Origin of the sequence: Geobacillus sp. (assembly GCF_017515625.1) — a bacterium.
Taxonomy (GTDB): Bacteria; Bacillota; Bacilli; order Bacillales; family Anoxybacillaceae; genus Geobacillus; species Geobacillus stearothermophilus.
On record NZ_JAFWFM010000111.1, the window covers coordinates 1 to 15,826 of the forward strand.

The following is a 15,826-nucleotide window of genomic DNA, read 5'->3' on the forward strand; positions in this document are numbered from 1 at the left end:
GACGAGCGATGGCTATCCTTTTTTTACCATCGCTGGTCGTTCCGTATGACGTTACACGTAAATGCTCTCATCCAGCCCCAACCCCTGCAGAATCCTTCGTTGTTCAGGGGTGAGGGAGCGATCCAGTGAGCGTTGGATGCGTCCATCCGGCAGCTCCAGGAGGACGACGTTCACATATTGAAACAGCTGGAAAATCGCCTGCCCCGTCGGTCGGGTCAGCTTGCGGCCTCCAGGACCCTTCAACGGGTGTTCTGGAGTAATAAACTGACGCACTCGGCGCTGAAAAACGCGGTAAATCGCCAAGGCCAACAGAAACAAATAGCCCAATACCGCGACCCGTTCTGGTTTTTTGACGTAAATCTCATCCGTGAAAAACGGATCTTTCAAAAAAGCGAAGTTCATTTCCACCGAGATCTGCCCTTTATACAGCTTCAAGATCTCTTGGGCATCCATGGGTTGGCCCTTCCATTCCTTCGGAACGGTCGTGACGAGGACAAACCGGGACGCTTTCCGTCTTGCCTGTTCCCACGCGTTTTGGTCGAATTCGACGTCAAGGCGCAAGAGATACCGCGTCTCCATCTCGGGTTCCGCCCCTTTTTTCGGCCGTCCGCGCCGTTTTTTCGGGCGTACGATCTCTTCGACCGCGGCCTTGACCTGATGAAACCGTGGGCGAAGGGACGTCTTGAGGGACGCCAAGGCTTGTTCGGCGTCTTCCCGGCACGAGAAAGGGTGGCGCTCCCAATGGGCTTGTTCCTCGCGAAGAAGCTCCGCTTCTTTGGTTCGTTCTTTTTCGAGCGTCTTTCCTTTTCGCTGGTCGAGCGCACTCGATTCGACGACGATCAGCCGAACGGGGTGGCCTTCATAGGTGGAGGATGTTTCCCATACCCGGTACGTGGCGCCGTTTCTCTCCGCCAGGGTAAAGGGTTCGCTCCACGGGATGTGAGGCGAATCGGCCTCCGCTAATGCCCGTTTCACGATCCGAAGCGACGAAGGGCCTCGGGTGATCAAAAAGGCGTTGGCCGCTTTGGTTTGCGCCAGAGTGTCTTTTGTCATCGCGGCGGAATCGGCCACGTAAATCCATTCGTCTTCCATCTTGGCTTGTTTGAGCTGTTCGTGGACACGGGACAGCACCTCCGGATTCCACGTTTTGTCAGGCAGGTTGCCGTCGTGCACATCGCCGTAAAACGGGATGCCGTCCTCGTTGCCGACCAGTCCGAAGCCGATCTGTTTTTGCCAACGATGATGGCGGTTATAGCCATGTGTGATCTGCAAAGCCTCTAATGAGGCCGATTCATACGCGCCGTAAACCGTCTTGTCCGTCGTATCGGCGTGAAAGGCTCGGAGGGAAAGGCCTTCTTTGCGATAAATGTGAATCAAGCAAGTGCTGATCACCTTGTGAATATCGGCCTCATACAAGCGGTCGAGATGACGAGCCAAGGCATCGTCGTTCAACCAGGAAGGATGGAGACCGGGACGGATGAGTTTCTCTAGATCGATCTCCTGAGCCCATCGTTCCACGTGAACGAGGGCTTGCCGGCCGTCAAACACATTGTAGAGGATGGCCTGAACGGCATCGCTGACTCGAGTCTGGCACTGTGGATCAACGGGAACGAGATGGTCAATCAATTGGGGCAGGCCCAGTTTCTTGAATAGGGCACTTATTATATTCAAATAATAATTGCGATAGACCTTTTTGACTTGAACGTTCATGAGAGAAAAACTCCTTCACTTTCCTTGTATGTCAAGGATTCATTCGACGATGGACACAAAAAATCCTCCCGATTTTCGTTGGGAGGGTGCGAAATGTGAGTACAGCATTCGAGCCCGCAGCATTTTATCAGAACGACGAAACCACTCTAAGGGAACACGATGGGGAGACGGCCATCTTCCTCTTTTTTCGCTCGATCTTTCCGGACCAAGACGATTTTCTTATCCGTCCATCCGCGCCCCTTCTTTCACGCATTGCCGTTTTCATCCGTCGGCTGCCGAGCCCCGATTTCCGCCGGGTGCGCAAATCGTAGCCCTCGTCATTTTTGCTCGTATGAATGATGTCTTCGTTCGCTCCGATTTTGCTCGCCCGTTTCAGCTCCTCATCCGGCACGAACCGATCCATTGACAAGACCTCCTTTCACGCTCCTCGCCGCGTTGTCCACATGAAGCGCTCGAGGAGTCGTTTTTTCTTTATCATCCCCCCAAGCCGCTTTATCATCCGCCGAAAAAAGAGAATTGACAGCCTAGCGATTGTTCGGTACGATTTTGTTAACGAACAAAAAAAGGAGGTTTACATATGGAGCGACGGACTTCGCTTCGACCGATTGACATGACGCTCGCCGCCATGTTCGTCGCCTTGATGGCGATCGGGGCGAACATTACGTCGTGGGCGCCGTTTCTTGTCGTCGGCGGTGTTCCCATTACGCTGCAGACGTTTTTCTGCGTCTTGGCCGGAGCGGTGCTCGGGCGGCGGCTCGGTGCGGTGGCGATGATTGTGTACATGCTCGTCGGCCTCGCCGGTGTGCCGGTGTTTGCTAAATTCAACGGCGGACTGTCGATGATTTTCCAACCGACATTTGGCTTCATTCTTTCGTTTATCGTTGCCGCTTATGCGACCGGATGGGTCATCAACCGCGGCCCGCAGCCGGCGTCAAAAGCTCGTTTCGTCACCGCCGCACTCGTTGGCATGGTCATCAACTATGTCATCGGCACGAACTGGATGTACATGGCGTACAAACTATGGGCGGAAGCGCCGGAAGGGCTTTCGTACGGCATGGTGTGGGGCTGGATGCTTGCCCCGCTGCCGAAAGACATTTTGTTGTCGATCGTCGCCGGCTTGATCGCCCCAAGGATTTGCCGGGCGATCGGACGCTCCTCCGCCGCGGACCGTTCGGCGGCCTAAACACGAAAAGAGTCTGACCCAAAAGGGAAATTTTCCTTAAACAAAACACAACATAGGAAAAACAATAAGAAAGGGTGTCCCGATCTGTTGGGACACCCTCTTTCATTCGTTAGAAAAATAAACGGAGAACCTGGTACACAAACCCAGCAATCAACGCTGACACTGGCAAGGTGATGATCCATGTCAGCACAATGCGGCGGGCGACGCCCCATTTGACGCCTTTCACCCGTTGGGCGGCGCCGACCCCCATGATGGCCGAGGAAATGACGTGCGTCGTACTGACTGGCAAATGCAACAACGTGGCGGAAAAAATGACGAGCGCCGAGGATAAGTCCGCTGCCGCCCCATTGACAGGGCGGATTTTCATAATTTTTCCACCGACCGTTTTGATGATCTTCCATCCGCCGACAGCCGTCCCCAATCCCATGGCTAAGGCGGCAGAAATGCGCACCCATTCCGGCACGACATCTGAGTGGTGCATTTCGGCAGCGATCAGCGCCATCGTAATGATGCCCATCGTTTTTTGGGCGTCATTCGTTCCATGCGTATACGCCTGCAATGCAGCCGTTACAACTTGAAATAGACGAAACCCTTTGGTTGTTCTTGTTAAATTGGCGTCTTTAAATAAGAAACGAAACAAACTCATAATGACAAACCCAACACCCATCGCCAAAAATGGAGAAATAATCAATGATTCCAAAATTTTAAGAAAACCTTGGTAATGGATTACATCCCAGCCAGCGGCGGAAATGGCTGCCCCGGCGACCGAACCGATGAGTGCATGCGACGAGCTGCTCGGAATGCCATAATACCACGTAATTAAGTTCCAGGCAATGGCAGCAACCAGCGCTGCCAAAATGACGAGAGAACCGTTCTCAAGGGTGAATGGATCGACAATGTCTTTCGTAATCGTTTTCGCGACACCGGTGAAGGTGAGCGCGCCGATAAAGTTCATCGTTGCAGCCAAAATAATGGCTTGGCGCGGCGTGAGCGCTCTCGTCGACACCGACGTCGCAATGGCGTTCGCGGTATCGTGGAACCCGTTAATAAAGTCAAACGCCAACGCGAAAACCACAATGAATATCGTCAAGACTAAAATCATATCCATAAAAACAACGTCCCCTTTTACGCGTTGCGCATAATGATCGTCTCGAGCGTATTCGCGACATCTTCACAGCTGTCAGCAATCTCTTCCAACATTTCGTAAAGCTCTTTGTATTGGATGAGCTTAATCGGGTCTTTTTGCGTCACAAACAAGTTTTTGATCGAAGCGCGCAAAATTTCGTCGCATTTCGTTTCGTAATCCTTGATTTTAATGGCGTGCTGGCGCATGTCAAGCAACTTTTTGTGCGACAGCAGTTCGAGCGCATGAACGATTTCGATCGTGCTTTGGTAAATATAGTCGAAGAACTTCACCATATGTTCGTCAATGTCCGTGAATGAGAACATTTCAAACCGGGCGGAGCATTGTTCAAGCCCGTCAAGCACATCATCCATTTTCATCGCCAGCTGATGGATGTCCTCCCGTTCAATCGGCGTAATGAACGTTTTGTTCAATTGGACGACAAGCTCATGGATGAACGAATCGCCTTTCCGTTCATACTCTTTCATGACGCGGGCGAATTCTTTCAAGTCGCTCACGCCTCGGATTTTATACTCAACAAAGTATTGGGCTGCTTCCTTGACATTTTCCGAAATCTTAAACAACATGTCGAAGAAAACGTCCTTTTTTGGGGAAAAGATCATTGAGACCACCCTCCATCTCAGAATTCGAAAATCACCGCTACTTATTGTAGTAATTTACACAGCATTTACAATAAGACAATCAAAAATTTTACACAAAATTTACATTACCTTTACATTTTGTTCGCTTTTCCTGCCCATATATTATGTAGCGTGCCAAACAAAAGCCGAAGCTATGCACATTTGCTTCGGCTTTCCCATTCGACATCGCGCGGCCGCCGGCTCAGCCCGTCCTGCTTGAATTAGGCGATCGCAGCGCCGCTTGCGTCTTGCTTATTCAAACCGTTCAACAAACGCGGTGAGCGTCCGCACCATGACACCCGTCGCCCCAGCCGGGCCGAGGTCGCCATCTTTCTTTGCAGTCGCCGTGCCGGCAATGTCCAAATGCACCCACGGGGTGTCTTCGGCAAACTCGCCAATAAACGCCCCGCCCATAATGGCGTGCCCTTCGCGCCCCGGAGAGTTGTTCAAATCGGCGATTTTGCTGCTTCGCACCCGCTCGCGGTCGTGTTCGGTGATCGGCAGCCGCCAAATGAACTCCCCGGTTTCCATCGATGCTTCCAGCAGCTGCTCAAACAGCGCCTCGTTGTTCGTCATCGCTCCTGTTTTGTCCGTGCCAAGGGCGACGATCACTCCGCCTGTCAGCGTGGCGACATCGATGATATAGCTGGCGCCGTGCTGTTTCGCATAAGTCACCGCATCGGCCAAAATGAGCCGTCCTTCAGCGTCCGTGTTGCGGACTTCGATCGTTTTTCCGGACAGCGATGTGATGACATCATCCGGTTTGAACGCCTCGCCGCTGATCATATTGTCAGTCGCCGGGATGACGGCGAGCACGTTTTGTTCCGGCCGCAGTTCGCCGATCGCTTCCATCGCCCCGAACACCGCCGCCGCGCCGGCCATATCCGTTTTCATATCAACCATGCTGTCGCGCGGCTTCAGGCAGTAGCCGCCTGTGTCGAACGTCACCCCTTTGCCGACGAGGGCGATCACGTCTTCCCATTTTTCTTTCCCTTGATATTTCAACATGATCAATTTCGGCGGCTGCTTCGACCCTTGGTTGACCGCGAGCAGCGCTCCCATGCCGAGCCGCTCCATGTCTTCTTTCTCCAAAATTTCATAGTCAAAATCGTATCGGTCAGCGAGCTTTACGGCATAATCCGCCAAATCGGACGCCGTCAGCAAATTCCCCGGCGTGTTGACGAGCGTGCGCGCCGAGTTCGTCGCCTTCCCGTATACCGAACCGACGAACAAGCTCGCCTCGATGTCCGCTGCGTCCGCCCCCGTATAAACGGTGAGCGATTTCATCTCATAGTCCCGCTCTCGCCTGTTTTGCTTGTATCCCGGGAACTCATACGTCGCCAAATAATACGCTTCAGCAAGCGCATGCGCGGCTTCGTTTTCGTCGACGTCCCCGGCCGTAAACGTGTCAAGCGCGACCGCCGCTTTCGTCCGCTTCGCCTGCTTCAACGCGCGAAACAGCTTGCCGAACACCTCGCGCAGCCGCGCAAACGTCAGCTCCTCTTTTTTGCCGAGCCCGACAAAATAGAGTCGTTTCGCCCCGGCCGGCAAAAGCGGGTGAATCACGGCGATGCTCCCCCGTTTCGCGGAAATGTCGCCTTCCTTCCACAGTCCGGACAGCTGTCCGCCAAGGCGGGCGTCATACTCGTCGGCAAGGCCGGCAAACGGCTGCCCCCCTTCAAACAAGCCGATGACCAACGCTTCCTCGTTCGTTTCGACAGACGGCAATGGCTTTACCGTAAACATCGTCTCATCCTTTCTATGATTATGCCTTCCCGTCTTCATTATAGCGAAACAAGCCAATTATTTCGATCATCTAATGGATGAATTCCCCATATTTAAAAACAAGGGGGGCGAAAGAGGGAAAAAGGCGGGATGGGGCGAATGGATAACCATACTCCGATGCAGAAAGGACCGATGCCGTTGAAAATCGTTTCCTTATGTCCAAGCAACACCGAACTGCTCGCCTATCTCGGCCGCCTTGACGATGTCGCCGCCGTCGACGATTCGTCCGACTGGCCGCCCGAGGTGAAGCAGCTGCCAAACGTCGGGCCGGATTTGCACATTGATATGGACCGCGTCGAGGCGCTCAAGCCTGACCTGGTCGTCGCCTCTTTAAGCGTGCCCGGCATGGAGCGCAACGTCGAGGAACTCAAACGGCGCGGGCTCCCGCATCTCGTGCTGGCGTCGAATTCGCTTGAGGACATCGCCAACGATCTCCTTCAGCTCGGCGAGGCGCTTGGCGAAACGAAAAAAGTGGCCGACCTCGTCCGCCGCTACCGCGCATTTCTCAGCGAATACCGCGAGCGGGCCGCAACGGTGGCGGAGCCGGCTCGCCTCTATTGGGAATGGTGGCCGCGGCCGATTTTCACGCCGGGCGGGGCAAACTGGCTGAGCGAACTAAGCGAACTCGCCGGCGGGCACAACGTGTTCGCCGACCTTCCAGAAGCGAGCGTCCAGACGGAATGGGAAGACGTCGTCGCCCGCAACCCGTCGCACGTCCTGCTCGTTTGGGTCGGCGTGCAGACGAAAAACATGAACGCCAACGCCGTTATCGCGCGCCCGCACGCCGACAAGACTGAGGCGGTCCATGCCGGGCGCATCCACGTGTTGGAAGAAGCGCTCTATTGCCGTCCGTCTCCGCGCCTCTTGGTCGGATTAAAAAATTGTCGCCGCTTTTGCATCCGGCGCTGTTTCCTCCCGCTGACGACAGCGATCCGCTCCTTGGCGGCTGACGGGCGGGAGCCCTCCTTTAACTTTTCGATTCCAAATATTGCTGCCGGAACACTTGCATCGTTTCATCCTCGTTCAACCGCGTCAATTCTTCCTCCGACAGCTTGCCGTCCCCTTTTTGGATAATGTAAACTTGCACTTTCCTTTTTCCCCAATATTTATAGACATCTTCGACCGTTTCATAATATAAATCAAGATGATGGCCTTTGATCGCCCCGCCTTTGTCGGCGACGACGCCGAACCCGTATCCGGGGATGAACAAAATCGTGCCGATCGGAAAGATCGATAAATCGGCAGCAATCGTCGAATAAAGGTCGCGCTTCACGCGGACGCCGGAGTACGTGATGCCATACTCAGGGTGATCAGGCGTTTTCCCGGTCGATTCAATGCCGGCTGTATAGCCGGTGGCGACCACTTCAACGGAAGGATATTTTGACCAGTCAAAATGATCCTCAAGCCGCGGGGCGGAGCGACTGCCGCTTTTCGGGCGGCCGTTTGTCCCGCCACTCGGCTCATGCTCGACCAATAATGCGCTCGACAAGGAGCGGAGAACCGTTTCCGCCTCGACTCCGGAAACAGACTGGAACGTCGCGGTGAGCGCTAGGAAAAACAACACCGTCATCGCGGTCCGGCGTGCAAACTGCCTGAACCTATCCAATGATCTCAACTCCTCTCACACCTCTATTTATCTCCAACCAAAATCGAAATATTCATTGCAACGGCGGGCCAATCGAAAAAACGCATGACACCGGACTCCAAGCGCCTGTTCCGCGGCGCCCTCCGGCATCGCCGCAACATGAAAAAACGCCGCCGCAGACACGGTGGCGCGCAAAAATAAAAAACGCCCCCGCTTGCGCGGAGACGCCTGAACACCTTTGATACCCTTTTGCGAAAAATACAACCGATCGGGCAGCATGATCGATCCGAAATGTCTTAGAACATTTGATAGCCTTTCGCCCGCAGCGTGCGGATCGCCCATCCGGCGCAAAGGGCGCCGGCAAAGCCGCTCGCCAAAATCAACAAATCAGCCGTTTCCAGCGAGGCGATTTTCCGGCCGAGCGCCGAAAACGAGGCGGCCGGATCGGTCCAATACTGCTTCCATGGCACATCGTCAATAATGAACACCGCAATGACCGGAAAGCAAACAGCCATGATCCATGTCATGCGCAACAACATATTTAACAAAAATCCGATGCCGAAAAATAAGACGAAAAATAAAAGCATCGAAATGAGTACAACCGGCAAACTCATTTGCATCCGCCCTTCCCTACCTTACACCCTTTTTCAGTGTACTGGATGGGCGGATGACAAGTCAATGCTCATCGTCGTCTTCCGTCTCGCTTCCCGTCCCTTGGCAGCCGCAGCACGTTTCCGATCCGCCGAGCAAAAGCTGGACGTATCCGTGGCCACCGCAGTACACGCAATCGGTCGTCGTCGCCGTTTGTGCCATTCTTCTTCCCCTCCACTTCTTTTTTGTTAATATATCAAAATTTTCTGTAAAAAATAGCGATTCTTCTCTGTTTTCGTTCATGTAATCGAATACATCGGCGCCTCGCTTTCATTTTCTCCATTATTCTTATGATTTTGACGATTTTAAGTAAAGGCGGTACTTCGTGTACCCAAACCGGATCACCCGGGTTCAGCCCGTTATGCGGGGGAAGGGAGACGAGTGGCTCAAGCGCCAATAAATAGCGAAGCAGCCCGGACGTGTTCGGGCCGTCGCGGAACGCCGCCTTGCTTAAAAAAGCAGCGGCCGACAATTCGCCCGCCTGCACGGTAATGGCGGCCGACAATGGGCGGAGAAGAAACATCGCCAAATTGTCGCTGATCTCTCCGTCGATGACCCCGGTGCGCAAACCGAGAAACACGACCGGCTCGGCGTCGATTCCCGTCTCCTCTTTCACTTCGCGGACGGCCGCCTCGTCAAGCATCTCCCCCGGCTTGACGAATCCAGCCGGCAACGACCATTTGCCTTTCAGCCCGCTGTAGGCTTTCTTGACGACAAGCCATTCGCCCGCTTCGTTGATCACAAGCCCGGCCGAGGCAATCCATACGTTTCCGCGTTTGTGGTCCATCATCCTCATCCTTTTCCCATCGTTGTTCCTGTTTGTATTTCGACAAGAAAGCAGCCGTTCCCTGTCAGCCGCCATATAAAAAAGAGCCGGCCCGAACGGAAACATCCATGAGAAAAGGCGCCCCTGGCGATGGGAGCGCCCTCTTTTGGCCTTCATCAGAAAAACTTGAATTTCCCTTTTTTCATGACGAGCGATGCACCGCCGATCAAATACAAAGCGCGGTTGTCGACGACTTTTTTCATGAAGCTCGCTTTCGTTCCCCACAACTTTTTGCCGAACACAACGCCGATCGCATCGTCATGGCCGAGCGAGCAAACCGTCCCTTTAATATCCGGCTTAAACGGCTCCAGCTCCCCTTGTCCACGGATGAGCACCGCCAAGTTTTTCGCGCACAGCTGGCCTTCTTGCATGGCGATTTGTGCCGTCGGCGGATACGGGCGGTTCGTTTCTTCATCAATGACGAGCGAACAGTCGCCGACGACGAAAATGTCTTCATGCCCCGGGACACGCAAGTACGGGTCCACTTTAATGCGCGCCCGCGCCGCTTCAAACCCAGATTCCTCGATGACGCGGCTGCCGCGCACGCCGGCCGCCCAAATGACCGTGCCGGCTTTAATTTCCTCGACATCATCACCTTTCGCGACAATGATGCCATCCGGCGTGCACTCTTTAATGGCGGTGCCGATTTTAAACTCCACTCCTTTGCGCTCGAGCTGGCTCACCGCGTATTCGACAAGCTCCGGATCGAAGCCCGGCAGCGCGGTCGGCGCCGCTTCGACGCAAATGATGCGCACTTTGTGCGGATCGACGTCATATTCGCGGCACAGCTCCGGAATGCGGTTGACGAGCTCGCCCAAAAACTCGATGCCGGTGAACCCGGCCCCGCCGACCACGATCGTCAGCCGCTCGTCTTTCTTTTCCTCTTCCGTGTTGTACGTCGCAAACTGGTACTCGATATGCTCGCGGATTTGCCGCGCCGCGTTGATGTTGGCGATCGAGAACGCGTACTCTTTCAGCCCTTTGATGCCGAACGTCTCCGATTCGAATCCGAGGGCGATGACGAGATAATCGTACGTCAGCTCTCCATTTTCAAGCAGCACTTTCTTTTCGCCCGGCACGATTTTCGTCACCGTATCTTGGACGAATTTCACCTTGCTGCGATCAATGACGTCGCGGATCGGATAGCGGACGCGGTCATGGTGCAACGTGCCGGCCGACGCTTCATGGAGCCATGTCGTTTCATAATGGTAGTCATGTTTGTTGACAAGCGTAATGTTCGCCTCGTTCACCCCGACAAGTTTTTGCAGGCGGACGGTCGTCATGAGCCCGCCATAGCCAGCCCCTAAAATGACAACGTTTGGTTTTCTCACTTGAATCACTTCCACCCTTTTTAATTTTTTTCCACACGTTTCTGATAGCTTTTGCTTCGGCCCCCATTTTTATTGAGCGAAGTTTGTGAAAGTATTCACGTTAACCTTCAAAAAAATGTCGACAGATTGTCACAAAAAATTAACAATCTATCCACAACCATATTAGTTCTTTTTTTGCCTCTTTTCAAGCCCTTTTTTTCCGCCGGCCCGGCAAAAATTCTCCGTTATAACGGCGCGCATTTATGGTAAGATAAACTTGTAAGGCCATTATTTATATGCGGGGAGGAATGTCGGTGAAAGAGGATCGGAATCTTTATGACGTCACGATCATCGGCGGCGGGCCGACCGGGATGTTTGCCGCGTTTTACGGCGGCTTGCGGCAAATGAAAGTGAAAATTATCGAAAGCCTTCCGCAGCTTGGAGGGCAGCTGGCTGCGTTGTATCCGGAAAAATACATATACGATGTCGCCGGGTTTCCGAAAGTGCGCGCCCAAGAGCTTGTCAACCAGCTGAAAGAGCAGATGGACCTATTTTCGCCGACCGTCTGCCTGAACGAGTCGGTCGACACGCTCGAAAAGCAGGGGGACGGAACGTTTAAACTCGTCACCAATCAACAAATCCATTATTCGAAAACGATCATCATCACCGCCGGAAACGGCGCCTTTCAGCCGCGTCGGCTCGAAATCGAAAGCGCTCCCCGCTATGAAGGAAAAAACTTACATTACTTCATCAACGACTTGGGGCAGTTTTCCGGAAAGCGCGTGCTCGTCTGCGGCGGCGGCGATTCGGCCGTCGACTGGTCGCTCATGCTCGAACCGATCGCCGAAAGCGTCATGATTGTGCATCGCCGTGACAAATTCCGCGCCCATGAACATAGCGTCGAACAGTTGATGAAGTCAAGCGTGCACGTGAAAACGCCGTTTGTGCCGGTCGAGCTCATCGGCGATGACCAAGGCATCCGCCAGGTCGTCCTCGAGCATGTGAAAGAAGGCGCGAAAGAAACGATCGATGTCGACGCCGTCGTGGTCAACTACGGCTTTATTTCGTCGCTCGGCCCGATCAAAAACTGGGGGCTTGACATCGAAAAAAATGCGATCAAAGTCAACTCGCGCATGGAAACGAACATCCCCGGCGTGTATGCGGCCGGCGACATTTGCACATACGACGGCAAAATCAAGCTGATCGCCTGCGGCTTCGGTGAAGCGCCGATCGCCATCAGCAGCGCGAAAACGTACATCGACCCGACGGCGCGGATGCAGCCGGCGCACTCCACGTCGCTCTTTTAAGCGGCAAAAAAGCGGCGACCGCCGAAACGGATTCGCCTATAACACGAACGAAAAACAGTACTTGCCAAAACAACAGCCCGACGGAACCAGAATGTTTGACGCAAAAAAAAACGCGCCCTGCCAAATCGGGCGGAAACCGCCGCCCGGTCGCAGCAGGGCTCGTTTTTCATTGCGCTATTCTTTCGCGGCCGCCGTATCCAGCCGCTCTGTTTGCTCCAAAAGCGCTGCCAGTTCCTCATTTTTCTTTTCCGCCGCCTTCAACCGCCGCTGCAAGCTGAACAAGCGCACCCAACCAAGCATGCCGACAACGAGACCGCCAACAATCGCCGATCCGAAAATGACGACAATGAGCGGCAGGCGGGTTTCACCGGCCAAATAATGGATCGTCACTTGCTCGACATTGGCCACTGCCATAAGAGCGATGACAAGCGCCAACACGAGCGCCAGCAACAAATTCAACTGCCCTTTCATCGGCGCTCCCCCTTCCTTTGACGGCCGTCTGGAAACGGCCTCCGGCGACGGGCGGCTTCAGCCGTTCACTCGGCATTGCCCCGGTGCGCCGGGGACGATTGATACGTTGAACAGCGCATTTCATGCCATTCGGCTAACATTGCTCCGGCGTGCCGGCGTTCGTTGCGGTGCGGAACGACGAGCCGCAGCCGCATGTTGCGATGGCGTTCGGGTTGTTGATCGTAAACCCGCCACCAAGCAAAGACTGCTTGTAGTCGATGACCGTGCCGCGCAAAATCGGGGCACTGTCGCGGTCGACCAAAATTTTAATCCCGTGCTGTTCGAATTCAATATCATCATCGCGCCGCTCGTGCTCAAAGCCCATGCCGTACGACAGCCCGCTGCAGCCGCCGCCATGGACGCCGACGCGCAGGTAGGCGTGCTCTTCTTCCTGCTCCTTCATCATGTCCTTAATTTGAAACGCCGCCGCTTCGGTCAGCGTCACGATCGCTTCCGCCATTGGACTCTCTCCTTTCCATGTTCTCGTCTTTCCAACCGGTCTCGTTTTGCCTCTTTTTTCTCTTTGCTTATAGTATACCGCTTTCCCATCCGGGTGCTCAACCGTTCTGCCCGCTTTCGTAAAAATACACGCCAGTGCACACCGTCTCCGCCGGCCCGGTCATGCGTACACGCCCGTCATGCCCCCAGACGATGCGCAAATCGCCGCCGGCCAAATGGACGACCGTTTCCACTCCGCGCGCCGTTTTGCCGTTCAACACCGAAGCGACGACGGCCGCGCACGCTCCGGTTCCACACGCCTGCGTCACGCCGGAGCCGCGCTCCCAGACGCGGAAATGAAGCTCGCGTTCATTGACGACTTCGACAAACTCGACGTTCACCCCTTCCGGAAAGCGCGGATCTTTCTCGACAAGCGGGCCGAGCGTCGTCACCGGCGCTTCGTCAATGTCCTCGACATAAAAAATGACGTGCGGGTTTCCCATCGAAACGGCGGTAATTGTATATTCGCGCCCGTTTACCACAAACGGCTCGGCGACCACCTGCGCCGCTTCCGGCCCGGCCATCGGAATAGCGCTCCGCGCGAGGCGCGGTTCGCCCATATCGACGGTCACGCTCGCTACCTTGCCGTTTTGGACAGCGACTTCCGCCTCGACAAGCCCGGAGAGCGTTTCAATCAAAAACGAGCGGCCGCGGACGAGGCCGTGCTCATACGCATATTTTGCCACGCAGCGCAAGCCGTTCCCGCAGTTTTTCCCTTCCGAGCCGTCGCTGTTAAAGATGCGCATTTTCACCGGCGCCTCATCGGACGGGCAAATGAGGATCAAGCCATCCGAACCGATGCCGGTGTTGACATCCGACACGCGGCGGGCGATCGCCGGCAACTCGTCTTCCGGCAACGTTTCCCGAAACAAATCGACGTAAATATAACTATTTCCTAACCCATGCATTTTCGTAAACGAAAACGATCGCACGATATGCCCTCCCGAAAAATTTTTCACCTTTTGCGTATATTGAATCCTTTGTGTGGACAAAATGGGAATATCCCCCGTTTTTTCATATACATTGAAGAGGATGCCGCTTGCAGGCATCCTCCTTTTTTCAGTCAAAACATCGGATTTTCTTCCAAATGTTTATAAATATTTTCCACCAGCTGCTCCGGCGTCTCACCGCTGACAAATTCGCCGTTGACGAGCGCAAACAACGTTTCCGCACAACGCGTGCAATAGCTTAAGCAGCTGTATTCGATGATGTCCAAATTCGGGTCTTTTTCAAGCATTTCCATCGCTTTGTACGACCCGCTCGCCAAGTTGCTGATGCAAAATTCTATGACCGGCAAAATCATCGCCTGTTCACCTTCCTGCTTCCCATCGTAGCCGTTTTGCGGCGCGGCGTCAACGGACATGCTCACGAGAAGGGCGCGGAAAAAGAGCGTCCCTCCAGTTTGAGAAAATCAAAAGCGCTGGCGCAAGGTTTCTCAAGTTGAGAAAAGGCGCAAGCGACGGCATGACGCTGAACGCACGACGCCGACCGTCGACAGGGAAGCCGCCATGCCGCTTCGGTTGAGCGCTCTCAGCGCCAAACGATGCGGTTTGTCAGCTTATGCGCCTCCAAGGCGGCCGTCCAGAAAAATTGTTGTTCTTTTGTCACAATTCGCTATACTTTTCCGTGAAAATAATGAATCCATGAGCGGTTATTTTTATGTTTGGGTGGCGAGTAAAAGCTTACTCATGGATGTTTTTTATGTTTATGGCATTGGCGGCTTACGAAACTGGACACAAGCCTGCCGCATTTGCCAAGCGCCCAGCTCGCCGAAGCGCAGGCGGAGCAAATCGTCCAAGTGCTGCAAAAACGGTGGAACGGCGAAGAGCCGCCGAGCGAATTCCCGCCGATCAAGCTGAAAGGCATTCTCGGCTCACTCGGCAAAAAACACGGCTTCGGCCTCGTCGCGGACCGCCCGCTCACCGGACGCGTGCCGCGCCTGTTAAAGTCGGGCATTTTATGGATGTACAAGTACCATCATGGGTATTAACCTGCTGAGCAGGCGGCCGCTTTGGCTTCCTGTTCATTCACGCCAACAAAAGCGGCGGAGGACTCCCCGCCTTCTCTTTAGATGGCGTTCACCTGCCGCTTACGATGAGCGGTAGCCGTATTTCTCCATTTCCGCATAAATCGACTTCAGCCGCGGATTGCCTTCGGCCACGACTTCCCCTTCCACGACCACGACCGGGTACACCCAATCTTCCTCAACGATCGTCTGCGCCAGTTTCCGCTTTGCCTCATCGTCAGCGGGCGGCGCGAAAATGTCGACGTACGTCATCACAAACGGCTGGTCGGGATATTTGCGGCGCAGCGCGGCCTCGAGCCACTCATACGTTTCCTTCGACGACGGCAGCTGCACGCACGACGGACAAATGATGTCGGCCCCGTACACACAAATTTCAACCGGCTTGAATGTCATCGTTGTCATCCTTTGCGAAAACAAAATTTATCATTACTGTAGATGAGCAAATTCACTTACATAAATTGACAACTAAACAAAAAAGGAGACATGAACCGGACTCCTTGGGTAAAATAGATGTGCTCAAAACCCATTCACACAAGGAGGTTCATGTCTCATGAATAGATTAGCACATCACCAAGGAATCCACAAGTTTTTCTTCACGCTGGGGTTGACGCTGCAGCTTTCCAAACCGGTCATCAAGCATCTCATTCATATTGTCGATGCCTTGACCACCA

General features: G+C 54.1%; 16 protein-coding genes and 4 pseudogenes. 5 read left to right on the forward strand and 15 right to left on the reverse strand.

Going from position 1 to position 15,826, the window contains the following annotated elements; genetic code table 11:
* Positions 1 to 51 precede the first annotated feature (51 nt).
* Both IKE44_RS06865 and IKE44_RS06870 read right to left on the reverse strand, forming a co-directional pair.
* Positions 52 to 1,710: an IS1634 family transposase gene (locus IKE44_RS06865; protein WP_121678308.1), complete on the reverse strand. Its 1,659-nt coding sequence runs from the start codon at positions 1,708 to 1,710 to the stop codon at positions 52 to 54.
* 127 nt (positions 1,711 to 1,837) lie between these two features.
* Positions 1,838 to 2,113, reverse strand: coding sequence for a hypothetical protein (locus tag IKE44_RS06870; RefSeq protein WP_230847101.1), 276 nt, complete (start codon positions 2,111 to 2,113; stop codon positions 1,838 to 1,840).
* A gap of 174 nt (positions 2,114 to 2,287) precedes the next feature.
* On the opposite strand from IKE44_RS06870, the gene IKE44_RS06875 reads away from it, so the two are divergent.
* On the forward strand, positions 2,288 to 2,893 hold the full coding sequence (locus tag IKE44_RS06875) for a biotin transporter BioY (RefSeq protein ID WP_049624328.1): 606 nt from the start codon (positions 2,288 to 2,290) through the stop codon (positions 2,891 to 2,893).
* 109 nt (positions 2,894 to 3,002) lie between these two features.
* On the opposite strand, the gene IKE44_RS06880 is transcribed toward IKE44_RS06875, so the two are convergent.
* From IKE44_RS06880 to IKE44_RS06890, 3 genes are all read right to left on the reverse strand, one after another.
* On the reverse strand, positions 3,003 to 4,001 hold the full coding sequence (locus IKE44_RS06880; RefSeq protein ID WP_015375716.1) for an inorganic phosphate transporter: 999 nt from the start codon (positions 3,999 to 4,001) through the stop codon (positions 3,003 to 3,005).
* 17 nt (positions 4,002 to 4,018) lie between these two features.
* Positions 4,019 to 4,639, reverse strand: coding sequence for a DUF47 domain-containing protein (locus IKE44_RS06885; protein WP_033016305.1), 621 nt, complete (start codon positions 4,637 to 4,639; stop codon positions 4,019 to 4,021).
* 270 nt (positions 4,640 to 4,909) lie between these two features.
* A complete protein-coding gene (locus IKE44_RS06890) occupies positions 4,910 to 6,403 on the reverse strand; it encodes a leucyl aminopeptidase (RefSeq protein WP_287465427.1) in 1,494 nt (497 codons plus the stop codon).
* A gap of 177 nt (positions 6,404 to 6,580) precedes the next feature.
* Here IKE44_RS06890 and IKE44_RS06895 point away from each other — a divergent pair.
* Positions 6,581 to 7,392 (forward strand): annotated as a pseudogene (locus IKE44_RS06895) (cobalamin-binding protein).
* A 17-nt stretch (positions 7,393 to 7,409) separates the two neighbouring features.
* Here IKE44_RS06895 and IKE44_RS06900 read toward each other — a convergent pair.
* From IKE44_RS06900 to IKE44_RS06920, 5 genes and pseudogenes are all read right to left on the reverse strand, one after another.
* Complete coding sequence (locus tag IKE44_RS06900; protein ID WP_033016309.1) at positions 7,410 to 8,048, reverse strand: 3D domain-containing protein; 639 nt, start codon at positions 8,046 to 8,048, stop codon at positions 7,410 to 7,412.
* Positions 8,049 to 8,323: 275 nt separating this feature from the next.
* The gene (locus tag IKE44_RS06905; protein ID WP_033016313.1) at positions 8,324 to 8,647 is read right to left on the reverse strand and encodes a YuiB family protein; all 324 of its coding nucleotides are present in this window, start codon (positions 8,645 to 8,647) and stop codon (positions 8,324 to 8,326) included.
* 55 nt (positions 8,648 to 8,702) lie between these two features.
* Positions 8,703 to 8,840, reverse strand: coding sequence for a YuiA family protein (locus tag IKE44_RS06910; protein WP_160315650.1), 138 nt, complete (start codon positions 8,838 to 8,840; stop codon positions 8,703 to 8,705).
* Positions 8,841 to 8,966: 126 nt separating this feature from the next.
* A pseudogene (locus tag IKE44_RS06915) lies at positions 8,967 to 9,465 on the reverse strand (NUDIX domain-containing protein).
* 155 nt (positions 9,466 to 9,620) lie between these two features.
* Positions 9,621 to 10,844, reverse strand: coding sequence for an NAD(P)/FAD-dependent oxidoreductase (locus IKE44_RS06920; protein WP_049626249.1), 1,224 nt, complete (start codon positions 10,842 to 10,844; stop codon positions 9,621 to 9,623).
* Between the two features lie 278 nt (positions 10,845 to 11,122).
* On the opposite strand from IKE44_RS06920, the gene IKE44_RS06925 reads away from it, so the two are divergent.
* Complete coding sequence (locus IKE44_RS06925; protein WP_183084032.1) at positions 11,123 to 12,121, forward strand: NAD(P)/FAD-dependent oxidoreductase; 999 nt, start codon at positions 11,123 to 11,125, stop codon at positions 12,119 to 12,121.
* Positions 12,122 to 12,295: 174 nt separating this feature from the next.
* Here the strand turns inward: IKE44_RS06925 and IKE44_RS06930 are convergent, their stop codons facing one another.
* The 4 genes from IKE44_RS06930 to IKE44_RS06945 form a co-directional block, all read right to left on the reverse strand.
* Positions 12,296 to 12,592 carry a LapA family protein gene (locus IKE44_RS06930; RefSeq protein ID WP_033010407.1) on the reverse strand — a complete coding sequence of 99 codons (297 nt, stop codon included), beginning with the start codon at positions 12,590 to 12,592 and terminating at the stop codon, positions 12,296 to 12,298.
* A gap of 133 nt (positions 12,593 to 12,725) precedes the next feature.
* Positions 12,726 to 13,091 carry a HesB/IscA family protein gene (locus tag IKE44_RS06935; RefSeq protein ID WP_033010406.1) on the reverse strand — a complete coding sequence of 122 codons (366 nt, stop codon included), beginning with the start codon at positions 13,089 to 13,091 and terminating at the stop codon, positions 12,726 to 12,728.
* 97 nt (positions 13,092 to 13,188) lie between these two features.
* The gene (dapF, locus tag IKE44_RS06940) at positions 13,189 to 14,061 is read right to left on the reverse strand and encodes a diaminopimelate epimerase (RefSeq protein ID WP_080985697.1); all 873 of its coding nucleotides are present in this window, start codon (positions 14,059 to 14,061) and stop codon (positions 13,189 to 13,191) included.
* Between the two features lie 131 nt (positions 14,062 to 14,192).
* Positions 14,193 to 14,432: a YuzB family protein gene (locus IKE44_RS06945; RefSeq protein ID WP_033016359.1), complete on the reverse strand. Its 240-nt coding sequence runs from the start codon at positions 14,430 to 14,432 to the stop codon at positions 14,193 to 14,195.
* A 435-nt stretch (positions 14,433 to 14,867) separates the two neighbouring features.
* Between IKE44_RS06945 and IKE44_RS06950 the strand changes: the two are divergent.
* Positions 14,868 to 15,119, forward strand: a pseudogene (locus IKE44_RS06950) (NAD(P)/FAD-dependent oxidoreductase); the annotation flags it as partial.
* A 99-nt stretch (positions 15,120 to 15,218) separates the two neighbouring features.
* Here IKE44_RS06950 and IKE44_RS06955 read toward each other — a convergent pair.
* Entirely contained in the window at positions 15,219 to 15,548 is a 330-nt protein-coding gene (locus IKE44_RS06955) for a DUF1462 family protein (protein ID WP_033010402.1), read from the reverse strand.
* Positions 15,549 to 15,705: 157 nt separating this feature from the next.
* Here IKE44_RS06955 and IKE44_RS06960 point away from each other — a divergent pair.
* Positions 15,706 to 15,826, forward strand: a pseudogene (locus IKE44_RS06960) (IS701 family transposase); the annotation flags it as partial.